Raw genomic sequence first — 13,192 nt, forward strand, 5'->3', positions numbered from 1 at the left:
CCGGTGGCGACGCGCCGGCACGATCCGAACCGCAAGGACCGCATCGTCGACGCCGCAATCGGGGTCATCGCCGAGCACGGCGTCGCCGGCACCACCCACCGGCTGATCGCGGCGGCGGCGGACGTGCCGCTGGGCTCGCTGACGTACCACTTCAGCAGCCTGGAAGACCTCCGCGCCCAGGCATTCCAGCGGCACGCCGAGCGGATGTCCGTCGTCTACGAGTCGCATTTCCTGCACGTCCACACCCATGAGGCTCTGGTGGACGCGATCACCGACCTCATCCACGGCGACGCCGGCGCCGACACCGCCGACTGGGCCATCGCCTACGAGCTGTACCTGGCCGCGCTGCGCGACCCCGCGCTGCGCACCGTCACCGAGACCTGGATGCGCACCAGCCGCGCCGTCCTCGAACGCTTCGTCGACCCGACCACCGCTCGGGGCGTCGACGCCCTGATCGAGGGCCTGGTCATGCACAAAACCCTGTCCACGGCGCCGGTGCCGCGCGAACAGATCCGCGTGATCGTCGAAAGAACCCTTGGAGCCCCGCAATGACCCTGACCACCGGGCCGGCACCCACCACCGACCAGTCCGTGCGCGCCGCCACCCGCGCCGTCTACGCCGCCTTCATCTGGTCCGGCATGGCAATGGCGAGCTGGGCCACCCGCATCCCGCAGATCCGTGACGAGCTGCACCTCGACCCGTCCCAGCTCGGCCTGGTCCTGGTCGCCATCGCCGCCGGCTCGATCATCTCGCTCGTGCTCTCCGGCCAGATCGTCGCCCGCTTCGGCTCCCGGGCCACGGTCGCCGCGATGGCGGTCCTGCTGACCGTCAGCCTCATCATCGTCGCCGGCGGCTACCACCTCGGCGTGCCACCGGTCGTCCTGGGCCTCTTCGCCTTCGGCTTCGCCAACGGCGCCTGGGACGTCGCGATGAACGTGCAGGGCGCCCTCGTCGAACGCCGCCTCGGCCGCGCCATCATGCCCCGCTTCCACGCCGGCTACAGCGTCGGCACGGTCGCCGGCGCCCTGATCGGCACCGCGATGGTGGCCCTGAAGGTCCCGGTGACGATCCACCTGAGCGCCGTCGCGGTCCTGGTCGGCGCCAGCACGTTCGTCATGGTCCGCGCGTTCCTCCCCGACGTCCCCGACGAGGCACCCGCCGACGGCGGCAAGCGCCGGTTCCTGGAGTTCTGGACCGAGCCCCGCACCCTGCTCATCGGCGTCTTCGTCCTGGCCTTCGCCTTCACCGAGGGCGCCGGCATCGACTGGATCGCCGTCGCGGTCATCGACGGCTACCACACGCCCGCCGCGGTCGGCACCCTCGCCTTCACAGTCTTCCTCACCGCCATGACCGTCGGCCGCTGGTTCGGCCCCGGCCTTCTCGACCGGTTCGGCCGCGTCCTGGTCCTGCGCGCCCTGGCCGTCATCGCCCTCGCCGGCCTGCTCCTGTTCATCTTCGGCCCGAACACCCCGACCGCCTTCGCTGGCGCGCTGCTCTGGGGCACCGGCGCCTCCCTGGGCTTCCCGGTCGGCATGAGCGCCGCCTCCGACGACCCCGCCAAGGCCGCCGGCCGGGTCAGCGTGGTCGCCTCGATCGGCTACTGCGCCTTCCTGGGCGGCCCGCCGCTGATCGGCCTCCTCGGCGACCACGTGTCGGTCCTGAAGGCACTCATCGCCATCGCGGTGCTCCTCACCGTCGCATTCATGCTGGCCGGCGCCATCCGCCCTCTCAACCCGGAGTCCTCAAAGGACTGACGGTGTTTGGCGGCGACCGGGATCGGGCACCCCTTGAAGCAGCGGTACATCGACGCCGCTGCTACTTGGAAAAACGAGGAGGAACAGTGACCGTCACCGGAATCATCACCGCGCTGATCGTCGGTCTGATCGTGGGCGCGCTCGGCAGGCTGGTGGTCCCCGGCCGCCAGAACATCCCGATCTGGCTCACGATGGTCATCGGCGTTGTCGCCGCACTCATCGGCACCTTCATCGCCAACGCCATCGGCGTCGCGACCGACACCCCCGGCGTGGACTGGGGCGAGCTCGTCGTCCAGGTGATCGTGGCCGCCATCGGTGTCGCGCTGGTCGCCGGCTTCGCCGGCCGTGGCCGTCGAGCCCTCTAGCCTCGACACGGAACTCAGCGAGACCCCCGGCCTTTGTTGGTCGGGGGTCTTTGCGTTGCGGTTCGCGTGCGGGTCTGGCATCCCCGTAATAGAAAATCCATCACGGCTGCGGCCTTTGTGGCTCCGGGTAGCGCGGTCACCGTCCGTACCGTAGTTGCAGTGATCCCAAGCCAGGTCCGAACTCACATGATCCAGCGCCGTCCGCCGCCCAGGTCTGGCCGGGTTCCAGGTCGAGGATCCCGGCGAGTTCGCGCAGGTGGTGGGCGTTGCAGAGTTGATGCGCTGTTCCGTAGCGGCGGTACGGGGTGAACCCGTCGTGGACCGCGACGCCGGTGAACACCCGGCAGGACCCCGGCGGCGAACGCGGCGTGGCCGCGGGCGGCGTGGACCTGGAACAGTGACAGGGTCTCGGTGGACGCGCAGTGCACCCACGCCGAGGTGCCGGCGACGCGCAGTGCGGTCTCGTCGAAGCGCGCCACGGCCGCTGCGCCGAGACGGTCCCGGACCACGTCCCGGAACCCGGTCAGGCCGGCGCGGGTACGGGCCAGGATCGACACCAGGGTCCCAGCCGACATGCCGACCCCGAGCAGGTCGGCGAGGGTCTCGCAGGCCCGTTCGTACGGCAGGTGCTGGTAGCCGACCAGATACGCAACGACCGCCCGGACCCGCGGCCCATACTGGGCCGGTGCGCCGACCCCCGCGGGCGGTGTCGCATCGTGACCGTCCCGCACTGGCACCGGCGATGCTCGAGGCGGTGTTCGGTCACCCGCAGCCGGACCTCGGGCAGGCCGAACAGCTGCCGGGCCTCGACCCACGTCACCGGCGCACGCCGCAGCGACCCGGCACAGCCGGCGCAGATCTCCGGGCGGTGGACGTCGACCCGGTCGGGGCCGGTCGACCTGCCGCAGCGTGAACCCGGGCCCGCCGGGCCGCTTGCCTGGCACCCGGCCCGACCGCTGACGCCGCGACCGCGGCGGCGCCTTCACCGGCCCGTCCGACGACAGCGGCTTCGACGACGTCCGCGAATCCTTGCGCAGCAACGCCTCCAATTCAGCGACCCGCCGCGTCAACACCTCGATCCGCGCGTCCCGCTCCGCGATCACCGCGTCCCGATCGGCAAGCGATGCCTCCAGTCGGGCGAACCGCTCCAGCAGCTCGGCCACCGGCAGCGAATCGGACACGCCGCCCAGGATGCACCACCACCCACCAAGATCAAGACCCACCCAAACCAGAACCAGCTGAATGGTTACGCCGCTGGCCAAAACGAAGACCATCGATCACTAGACCGGGTAGTACCAGCGCTCGGACGGCGATCTCCCGCCCCGCCCCGTGATCGAAGGACAGCCGCGGCCGCCCAGACGACCAGTCCGGCCCTTCGATCATGAGCGGGGCCAGTGCCGATCGGCGCCGATCGGCGCGGTGCGGCGATTCGGGCGATTTGTATGAGATTGAAGCCGCCGACAACGCGGAGTTACGAACATCGATCACTAGACCGGGGAGTACCAGCACTCAGACGGCGATCTCCCGCCCCGCCCCGTGATCGAAGGACAGCCGCGGCCGCCCGGACGACCAGTCCGGTCCTTCGATCATGAGCGCGGGCGAGTGGATCCCGGCGCGGGTGAAGCCAACGCTGCGTTATGGGTGATTTGTGCTCGCCCTTGAAGCCAGCGACGGTGTGGCACCACCGAATGATGGCCTCGACGGCGCTGGATCATGCGAGTCCGGACCTGGCTTGGCATCACCGCAAGACGACACGGACGGCGACCGCGCTACCCGTTCACGCTCGCACGCGAAGAGCGACCACAGCGTTATCCACAGCCCCCGACCAGGCCAAACAACCTTCGTACACATGTGCTATCCACAGCCTGTGGATAGCACATGTGTACGACAGCGAGCTAGGCGGCCCGGCGCAAGCGATGCACAGAAAGAGCCAGCGCCACCGGAGCCAGCGTCAGCAACGGCATCACGTAACGGATGTCGATCGCGGACAACGCCAGCGACATCATCACCAGCGCCACCGAGATGGTGCCCAGGAAGACCGCGTCGAGGTTCTCGCCGCCGTGCTGCTTGCGCGGGCGGCGCAGCGCCGCCGCGAAGATGACCAGCAGGACGAACACGTAGAGCAGGCCCGGGACCGTGAAGACCCGGCCGTAGGCGTGCATGGCCTTGTTCTGCCAGTTTGCCGGCTCGCCGGCGGTCGCCTCGGCGCCGGGGATGAAGGGCTTGACCATGAGCGTTGCCGCGCAGGCCTCGCCCGAGCCGGCCGACGGCATGTTCCACCGGTCGTGGACGCACTCGGTGCGCGATGGGCCGTGCCAGCCGGGCTGGAACATGTGCACCGTGTCGGCCATGACGACCTTGAAGTACTCGTCCGGCTGGGCCAGGATCGCCTTGGTCGCGAACGACTTGTAGATGTTGTCGTCCTTGTACCGGCGGACGAGATCCGTCGGGTCGTCGTACCACAGGTAGGAGTCGGGGCCCAGGCGCTGGCCGAGCGGCTCGAGCGGGCAGAGCTCCCGCTCCTGCGGCGTGAAGTCGATCTTGTCGCAGTCGACGAACGTGGTGGTGCGGGCCCACATGTAGCGGCCGGTGTAGGAGTTGATGGCGTAGACGCCGTGCTCGTGGTGGAACCAGACCATGTAGCCGGACAGCGGGATGGCGACGGCCACGCAGAAGGCGGCCACCTGCTTCCAGCCGACCCGGCGCACGATCAGGTAGGCGAGGAACACGACGAGCAGGACCTGCCCGATGGTGCGGGTGAGGCTCGCCGCGGCGAGGAAGCCGCCGGACAGTGCCGCGACCCAGATCGGCAGCCGGTCGGTCCACAGGAGCAGGACGACCGCGGCCAGCAGGAGCACCGAGAAGAGCGTGTCGGACAGGAGGTGGTGCTCGACCACGAGTTCCCGGGCGTCGAGCAGGATCGGCGCCGCGGCGAGCGTGGACCAGCCCCGCCCGATGCCGCGGCGGCGCAGCAGGGCGTAGACGACCACGCCCATGGCGAGGCCGAGCAGGTGCTGGCTGAGGGCGACGACCGACGTGCGCCCGAACGGTGCGAGGAGCCAGAGGTAGAACGGGTAGCCGAAGGGCCAGATCGGGTCGGTGTCCCAGCTCTTCGCCGACAGCATGTACGCCCGGGTGTCGATGAAGTAGGCGAAGGCCGGGTAGTACGTGACCATCATGGCCGCCCGGACGAGGGCGGCGACGGCCAGCAGGGTGGTGAACGCCTTGTTGGTGCGGACCGTGTGCCACAGCCACCGGCCGGCGCCGGCGACGCTGCGCCTGCGCGGGGTGGGGGTGGTGCCGGCGGCGACGGGGTCCGTCACCGCCGGCAGCGTGGCTTCATCGGTCGACATCGGCCGTGCTGGAAGCGTCTACCCGAGGGGTCTGCCGCGGAATCACCGGAGCGCTGCGGCCGGTGCCCTTGGCGGCGCCGCCGTCCGAGGTCGACTTCTCCTCGTGGTATTCCTCTTCCACGTTGACCTCCCACACGTCGTGGGTGGTGCCCGAGGCGATGTTCTCGGCGGTGAGCAGCGCCGTCATCATCGAGTGGTCGGCGTTGTTGTAGCGGTGCATGCCGTTGCGGCCGACCGGGTGCGCGTTGGTGACGTTGGCGTCGAGCCAGGCCCGCAGCACGTCGACGTTGCGCTGGTAGGTCTCGTCGTAGGTCGGGTAGGCCTTGGGCATCCGCACGACGTAGCCGGTCTCGACCGCGCCTTCCTTGACCAGGCCGAGGCGCTCCAGCTCCGAGGTGGCGAACGCGACCAGGTCCTCGTCGGACTTGACCCACATCTCGTCGTTCTCGAAGACGAAGTACTCCATGCCGAGGCAGGTGCGCCCGTCCTTGACCATGTACGGCGACCAGGAGCCGAAGTTCTGGATCCGGCCGACCTTGACGTGCGGGTCGTGGATGTAGATCCAGTTGTCCGGGAAGGAGAACTCCTGCGGCACGACCAGCGCGACGGTGAGGAAGTCGCGGTAGTGCAGGTCCTTGGCGGCGAGGATGGCGTCGTGATCGGCGGCCGGCTCCATCGCGAGGACCAGCTCCGACAGCGGCATCGAGGAGATCAGGTGGTCCAGCGGCACGCGCCGCTCGCCCGCGGCGTCGGCGATGTCGACGGCGGTGACCTTCCTGGTCTCCGGGTCGCGGTGGATCGTCTTGACCCAGGTCTGCAGGGCGACCGTGCCGCCGAGCTTCTCGACGTGCTCGGTGCACCGCTCCCACATCATGCCGGGGCCGTACTTCGGGTACTGGAACTCCTCGATGAGGCTCGCGATGTCCTTCTGGTTGCGCTTCGGCATGAGCGCGTTCATCACGGCGCTGGACAGCGAGAGGTTCTTGATGCGCTGGGCGGCCCAGTCGGCCTGCAGGGCCGTGGCGGGCATGCCCCACACCTTCTCGGTGTAGGTCTTGAAGAAGATGGAGTAGAGGCGCCAGCCGAAACGGGCGGAGACCCAGCCCTCGAAGTGCGACTGGTCCTTCGGCGGGCGGATCCGGGCCGCGGTGTAGGACGCGACGCAGCGCACGGCCTCCCACACGCCGAGGTTGCGCAGGGCGTTCATCGCCTTCAACGGGTAGTCGAAGAGCTTACCGCGGTAGTAGATGCGGCTCATGCGGGGGCGCAGCAGGAAGTCCTCGTCGGGCAGGATCTCGTGCCACAGCGCCTCGACCTCGGGCACCTTGGTGAAGAACCGGTGGCCGCCGATGTCGAAGCGCCATCCGTCGCGCTCGACGGTCTGGCTGATGCCACCGACCACCTTGTCGGCCTCGAAGACCTGCACCGGCAGGCTCTGCTTCGCAAGGGCATAAGCGGCGGTGAGACCGGCCGGACCGGCCCCGATGACTACAGTGGTCGGCTTCTCGCCAGACACAATGGCACTCCCTGCCAGCTCGATTACACCCCGTGAAGCGCGCGACGGCCTGGCGGCCAGCACGAACGGCGACACTAAAGGACATGTCGGTGAACGGCAACCTGCCGGACACAAGTTCCTTGCCGGTTACAGTGTCGCCCACCGCGCTCCGAGAGCACTCGTCAGACGACCGTGCGTACTTTACAGCCCGTTCAGCCGACCTTGGTCGGCGTCGCCGGCCGTCGATCTTTAAAGACCCATAACCGGTACAGCGTGTAGTTACTCGCTGTAGTCAGCACGAGTGCGATCGCCTTCGCCACCAGATAGTTCAGGCCCAGGGCCGTGAACGCGGTCACGAGAATGGCGGTCAGCACCCAGTTGACGCAGCCGAGGAAGATGTACTTGCCGAACTGGCCGACAACCGGTGCCTGGCTGCGAAATGACCATATCCGGTTGAGCGCGAAGTTGAAGACGAACGCGAGGGTGACCGCGACGAACGCGGCGATCCCGACCGGGACGCCGAGCCGCTCGTGCAGCGCGTAGAGCAGGCCGAAGTCGGCCGCGGCGCTGAGCCCGCCGATGACGACATACCGGAAGGCGCTGTGCTCCAGAAGGGCACCGACGCGACCCCGCGGGACATCGACGGACTCCACCTCCACACTCATGCCGGCCAGCCTACGGGCTGACTGGTCGGCGGCCTCATCCGGCCGAACGGGCGGATCATCGAGGCTCACCCGGCCGACATCGCGCGGCGACGGCGGGCGTACACGGTGTGATAGGTGCAGTACGCAGCGCCGATGAGCACGCCGACGGCGAGCAGCTCGACCCCCGTGCGCAGGCCGGCGGGGACGAACCACAGCTTCAGCGTGCCCTCGGTGGCCCGCGACGGCAGGTCGACCTGGATCAGGCCGGCCGGCCCGCGGTCGACCGGCAGGTTGCGGCCGTCGACTGAGGCGTGCCAGCCGGGCCACGCCAGCGCCGCCACGATGACCCTTCCGCCGCCGGTGTACCGGATCTCCTCGGCCTCCGGCTCGGCCCTGTCGGCGGTCACCGTCAGGCCCGGCGAGGTCCAGGAGACCCGGCCCTCGGGATGCGGCAGCGCCCCGGTCCGGCGGATGACGGTGGCGTACGTGCCGCGGTCCGCGGTCTCCCAGCCGGGCGGGGCCAGCTTGAGGTCGAACGCGTAGGGCTGGTCGCGCAGCAGCTCGGGGGTCGGCTTGAGGGTGCCGGGGATCTGGGCGTTGAACAGCGTGACGGTGCGCAGCCGCAGCAGGTCGGCGAGCGGTACCCCCGTGGCCGGGTCGACCGCGAAGACCCGCTGGTAGGCCTTGTCGCAGACGCTGCCCTCGTATTCCATGCACAGCGCCTCGACGAACTGCCGGTTGCCCATGCCGGTGTAGCCGTTGAGGCTGGCCATCCCGGCCACGTGGCTGACGTTGCCGAAGAGCACCTCGCGCCAGGCCTTGTCCGGCTGCTTGTCGGCGTTGCTCATCTTCACGGAGTTGGCGACGATGAAGGTGTTGCCGTCGGACCGGTCGGCGAAGTCGGCGCGCAGCTGTGCCACGTTGTGCGGAAACTGCCACGCCGTGATGTCCCGGTTTCGGGGGAACCAGTTGAGCTGCAGGACCAGCACCGCGAGGGTGCCCGCGATCAGCGTGGGGGTGACCAGGCGGGTCCGGTGCCGGGCGGCCAGCAGGACCGCCAGGACCAGCACCCCGACCACGAGCGCTGCCTCCACCGCGCGGCGGGTCTGATCGGGGCGGTCGGCCCAGACCAGGTAGGTCGAAAGGAAGATCAGGCCGGCGGTGACGGCGCCGCGCCGCCGCGCGTTGTCGGTGCGCAGGCCGGCGGTGAGCAGCAGCGCGACGACCAGGATGACGGCCAGGAACAGGTATTCGATCAGGCGGGCCGGCCAGCGGAACATCCACAGGTGCGACGGGGCCAGGGTCAATGCGAAGTAGGCGACACCGACGACGAGGATGCCGGCCCAGCGGCGGAAGCCCTTGAGGGCGGACCACGCGAACCACGGCAGCAGTGGCGCGACGAACCACGCCAGGTAGGCGATCGGCGTCGAGGCGTCGGTCGAGGCGGGGTTGAACGTGTAGATCCGCGGCACGTACGTCGGAGCGCTGAGGTTGAGCAGCTGCCCGAGGGCCGGGACGAGCTGGCCGGTGTTGAAGACGCCGCCGGCCTGCCGGGTGCCGATCGACTGGACACCCAGCAGCGGCAAGAAGACGACGGCGGCCGCCAGCCCAGCGACGAGGCCGATGACGGCCACCCCGATCGCCTCCCGCCGCTGCCGGTTCGCCAGCCGCTCCACGAGGACCGCGGTCACGACGACCATCACGCCGAGCACGGCGTACGGGCTGCCAGCGGTCGTGGTGAGCACGGCGACGACGAGCGGCACGACCGGGTGCAGCCGGCCGCGGGCATAGCGGCGCAGTGTCCACCAGGTGTGGACGGTCAGACCGAACGCGATGAGGTTGGTCACCCAGGCGTGCGCGTCCCAGAACAGCGTGTAGCCGCTGAACGGCAGCGCGACCGCCGCGACGGCGGCGGCAGAGCGGCCCGCACCGTATTCGCGGGCCAGCAGGTAGACGCCGGTGGCGAGCAGGACCAGGAACTCGGTCTTGATCAGGATCGCGGCGACCGCGAGGTCGGGCAGCAGCGCGACGAGCACCGCATTGGCCATGGTCAACGGGTTGAACAGGCCGAACTGTGCCTCCCCGGCGAAGTTGCCGCCGAGCCAGGCGTCGACGTCCAGCATCGGCAGCCGGCCCTGCAACAGCTGCTCGCCGATCAGGCGCCAGCCCGGGATGATCACCGACGAGGTGTCGTCGTAGTAGTAGAAAAGGTGCGTCTTGAGCACTGGCAGCTGCGCGGCGAACGCGACGATGACCGCCACGACGGCGAGGCCGACAAGGTCGGCGCGGCGGCGGGCGACGCGTTCGGGCGCGTGGCGGGACTCGACGGCGGGCGGGTCCACGAGCAGTTCCTGCACGGTGCGAGCACTCCTAGGTCGGGGCGCCCTGGAGTGTAGCCAGTACCGGGCGGCCCTATCGCCCTACGTCCGGACGGTGCCGATCCGACGCGGCCGGGTCGCGAAGGCGGCGACCTCGGCGTTAGGGTATGGCGCGTTGCCAGACGAGAGGCTCTTACGTGTTGTCCGTGGTCATACCGTGCTTCAACGAAGCCGAGACTCTTGTCCGGCTGCACGACCGGATCACCGCTGAGGTCGCAGCGGCCGGTGAGACGTGTGAGCTGATCTACGTAGACGACGGCAGTATCGATGACACCCTCGCCATTCTGCGCAAACTGGCCGCCAACGACGAACGCGTCCGGTATGTCGCGTTCAGCCGTAACTTCGGTAAAGAAGCGGCAATGTACGCCGGACTGCGGCATACCACCGGCGACGCCGTGATCATCATGGATGCCGACCTGCAACACCCACCGGAGTTGATCTCGCAACTGGTGGCGATGTGGCACAACGGGATCGACCAGGTGGTCGCTCGGCGCAACCGAGCCGGCGACCCGGCGACCCGAACGTTCCTGAGCAAGACCTTCTACCGGCTGGTCAACCGCTGGATCGAGGTCCGGCTGGTCGACGGCGCCGGCGACTTCCGGCTGATCTCACGCCCGGTCGTCGACGCGATCCTCACCATGCCGGAATACAACCGCTTCTCGAAGGCGATGTTCGCCTGGGTCGGCTTCGACGTGGCCTACATCGAGTACCAGAACGTGTCCCGCCAGGGCGGCGCCACCTCGTGGACGTTCCCGAAACTGGTCAACTACGCGATGGACGGCCTGCTGTCGTTCAACAACCGGCCACTCCGGCTGGCGATCTACCTCGGACTGTTCATGTCCGGGCTGGCCGTCGCGTACATGCTGTGGATCATCGGCCACAGCATGGTCTCCGGCGTGGATTCCCCCGGCTACACCACGCTGCTCACCGCGATCGTCGGCCTGGGCGGCCTCAACATGATCGTCGTCGGGGTGATCGGCGAGTATGTGGGCCGTATCTACTACGAAGTGAAGCGCCGACCGCACTTCCTCCTCAAGGAAGCCCATCTGCCCCGCACCACCTCCGAGCCCGGCTCCCCGGAGGCCCAGGGAGTGCAAGGCTGGGCCGGCGCCGATCCGGTGCCTGCCCCGCGCCGACGCACAGAGACCACCGACCTCACGGCATAGGGCGGGCCCCGGAACCGGGTGACCGCTGCGGTGCCACGTCCGCATCTCGGCCGGAGCGGCCGCGACCGGCGAAGCCCACGAAGTCGTCCACATCGACGGCAGTTGCGACGACACGCCGAGTCTGCTGGGCAAGCTCGCCGTCGACTGCGTGATGTGGACGCGTTCGTCACGGAGTCGACTGCCGCGGGATCGGACCCGACCGTGAGCGACGAAACCTCGGTGCCGCCGGCGCTGGATCCGCCCTTCTTGGAGAGTTATGAGCACGCAGGTCGAAGAAACGGCACACAGTCCGGAAGCGTCATCGAAGTTGCGCCAACGGCTGGGCTCCCCTCACACGTATGGCGTTCTGGGCGTTGTCGCGCTCGTCTTCGGCGTGCACACCGCCCTGATGATGCAGAACTGGCGACAGGTCATCTACTACAAGTCCTTCGACAACGTGATCTTCGACCAGACTGTGCGCGCCTACTCGCGCTTCGAGCCGCCTCGAGTGCCGCTCAAGGGAGCCTACGCCGGGCTCGGCACCAACTTCCTCCAGCTCGGCGACCACTTCTCGCCGATCCATGCACTCCTGGCCCCGCTGTACTGGGTCTGGGACGACATGCGCATGCTCTTCCTCGCCCAGGCGGCCATCTATGCGATCACGGCCGCGGTTGTCTGGCGGTTCACCCGAAGCATTCTGGGGGTCGTCCCGGCGTACCTGGTCTCGATCGCGTTCGGGGTGTCCTGGGGCCTGCAGTCGGCCATGGATGTCGGGTACCACGAGCTGGACTGCGCGGTCCTGATCCTGGCCCTGATCATCGAGCGGCTGTATGCCGGCCATCATCGCCAAGCGGCAGCCCTCGCCGGAATGCTCCTGCTCGTCAAGGAGGAGATGGGGTTCCTGGTGGCGGCGCTGGGTCTGCTCTTCTTCATACGCGGTCATCGGTGGTGGGGCAGCGGACTGGCATTCGCCGGGGTCGCCTGGTTCGCGCTCGCGACCAAGGTCTTCATTCCGGCCTTCGGTGGAGGTTCACAGCAGTACTGGACCTACTGGTCGCTCGGCTCCGGGCCCGTACCGGCGGCCAAGTTCGCCCTGACCCATCCCTGGAAGCTCGTCGAGCTCGTCGTCTCGACGCCGGAGAAGCGGCAGCTGCTGCTCTGGCTGCTCGCTGTCGTGGTCGGCGCCAGCCTGCGGTCTCCGATCGTGCTGCTCGCGCTCCCGTCGCTGACCCTGCGGCTGCTGTCGGACACGTACACGTACACGACCGTGCACTGGCAGTACAACGCCCCGCTGATGGTCATCATGTTGATGGCCGGCGTCGACGGCATCGCGCGCCTGGCGGCCTGGCACTCTCGCTGGCGGGAGCGCCGCGGCGCGGGGGCGAACACGCCGGCGCCGGACGACCCACCGGCGGACCCACCGGCGGCCGCACCGGCACGGGCTTCACGGCCGCTGGTGTGGACGTGGGCGATCGGTGTGCTCGCGGTCGCGATCTACGGCTGCACCACGTCGCTGTTCGCCTTCTCCCGCCTCACGGAACCGGACGCCTGGCAACAGTCGGCGTACCAGCGCGCGGCCGTCGCCGTCGTGGACCAGATCCCCGCGAACGCAACCGTTGAGGCGGACGACGCAATCGGGGTCCTGATCAGCAGCCGTACGCAACATCTCGTCCTCGTCGATCTCAAGAAGCTCCACGGCTCGCAGTACGTCGTGCTCGGCGCCGCACCGAAGATCACCTGGCCGTACTCCAGCCGGCAGCAGATCCTCGATCTGAAGCAGGACTACCTCAACCACGGCTACGAGGAGATCTGGGCCCAGGACGACGTCTGGCTGCTCAAGCGCAAGGACTAGCCCGTCATCGTTGGCTGACCGCGCCGGACCGTGCACCACGCAGTGGGCGCGGTCGTGGCTGCAGGGCCTGGCGCCATCAAGCAACGGACCACCGGCCCGAATATGCAGCGCGCCTGCGCGTGTTTCGGCCGTGCGGAGCGCGAGCATTGGGGGGTGGGGTGGGAACCCCCCGCCGGGACGCCGCGCCAGCGGTGGCCCAGCGGGCA

At 68.9% G+C, this 13,192-nt stretch carries 10 protein-coding genes and 1 pseudogene; 5 read left to right on the forward strand and 6 right to left on the reverse strand.

Features of this window, described 5'->3' with window-relative positions; translation table 11 throughout:
• Positions 1-3 precede the first annotated feature (3 nt).
• The 3 genes from OHA72_RS05635 (at position 4) to OHA72_RS05645 (ending at position 2,119) form a co-directional block, all read left to right on the forward strand.
• Positions 4-552: a TetR/AcrR family transcriptional regulator gene (locus OHA72_RS05635; RefSeq protein WP_327006781.1), complete on the forward strand. Its 549-nt coding sequence runs from the start codon at positions 4-6 to the stop codon at positions 550-552.
• Positions 549-1,754 carry an MFS transporter gene (locus OHA72_RS05640; RefSeq protein WP_327006782.1) on the forward strand — a complete coding sequence of 402 codons (1,206 nt, stop codon included), beginning with the start codon at positions 549-551 and terminating at the stop codon, positions 1,752-1,754. The genes OHA72_RS05635 and OHA72_RS05640 overlap by 4 nt, the downstream gene beginning before the upstream one ends.
• An 86-nt stretch (positions 1,755-1,840) precedes the next feature.
• A complete protein-coding gene (locus OHA72_RS05645) occupies positions 1,841-2,119 on the forward strand; it encodes a GlsB/YeaQ/YmgE family stress response membrane protein (protein WP_327006783.1) in 279 nt (92 codons plus the stop codon).
• Between the two features lie 136 nt (positions 2,120-2,255).
• Here the strand turns inward: OHA72_RS05645 and OHA72_RS64540 are convergent, their stop codons facing one another.
• The 6 genes and pseudogenes from OHA72_RS64540 to OHA72_RS05670 form a co-directional block, all read right to left on the reverse strand.
• A complete protein-coding gene (locus OHA72_RS64540; protein WP_442788522.1) occupies positions 2,256-2,459 on the reverse strand; it encodes an IS66 family transposase in 204 nt (67 codons plus the stop codon).
• Positions 2,460-2,538: 79 nt separating this feature from the next.
• Positions 2,539-3,393 (reverse strand): annotated as a pseudogene (locus OHA72_RS64545) (DUF6444 domain-containing protein); the annotation flags it as partial.
• Between the two features lie 621 nt (positions 3,394-4,014).
• The gene (locus OHA72_RS05655) at positions 4,015-5,472 is read right to left on the reverse strand and encodes a hypothetical protein (protein WP_327006785.1); all 1,458 of its coding nucleotides are present in this window, start codon (positions 5,470-5,472) and stop codon (positions 4,015-4,017) included.
• Positions 5,459-6,988, reverse strand: a complete 1,530-nt coding sequence (locus OHA72_RS05660) for an NAD(P)/FAD-dependent oxidoreductase (RefSeq protein WP_327006786.1) — start codon at positions 6,986-6,988, stop codon at positions 5,459-5,461. The genes OHA72_RS05655 and OHA72_RS05660 overlap by 14 nt, the downstream gene beginning before the upstream one ends.
• 191 nt (positions 6,989-7,179) lie before the next feature.
• Positions 7,180-7,632 carry a GtrA family protein gene (locus tag OHA72_RS05665; protein ID WP_327006787.1) on the reverse strand — a complete coding sequence of 151 codons (453 nt, stop codon included), beginning with the start codon at positions 7,630-7,632 and terminating at the stop codon, positions 7,180-7,182.
• Between the two features lie 65 nt (positions 7,633-7,697).
• Positions 7,698-9,968, reverse strand: a complete 2,271-nt coding sequence (locus OHA72_RS05670; protein WP_327006788.1) for a hypothetical protein — start codon at positions 9,966-9,968, stop codon at positions 7,698-7,700.
• Positions 9,969-10,126: 158 nt separating this feature from the next.
• On the opposite strand from OHA72_RS05670, the gene OHA72_RS05675 reads away from it, so the two are divergent.
• Together OHA72_RS05675 and OHA72_RS05680 are read left to right on the forward strand one after the other, a co-directional pair.
• The gene (locus OHA72_RS05675; protein ID WP_327006789.1) at positions 10,127-11,155 is read left to right on the forward strand and encodes a glycosyltransferase family 2 protein; all 1,029 of its coding nucleotides are present in this window, start codon (positions 10,127-10,129) and stop codon (positions 11,153-11,155) included.
• 373 nt (positions 11,156-11,528) lie between these two features.
• The gene (locus OHA72_RS05680) at positions 11,529-12,986 is read left to right on the forward strand and encodes a DUF2079 domain-containing protein (RefSeq protein WP_327006790.1); all 1,458 of its coding nucleotides are present in this window, start codon (positions 11,529-11,531) and stop codon (positions 12,984-12,986) included.
• The last annotated feature ends 206 nt before the right edge of the window (positions 12,987-13,192 follow it).

It is taken from the genome of Dactylosporangium sp. NBC_01737 (genome assembly GCF_035963215.1).
In the GTDB taxonomy this organism is placed as follows: domain Bacteria; phylum Actinomycetota; class Actinomycetes; order Mycobacteriales; family Micromonosporaceae; genus Dactylosporangium.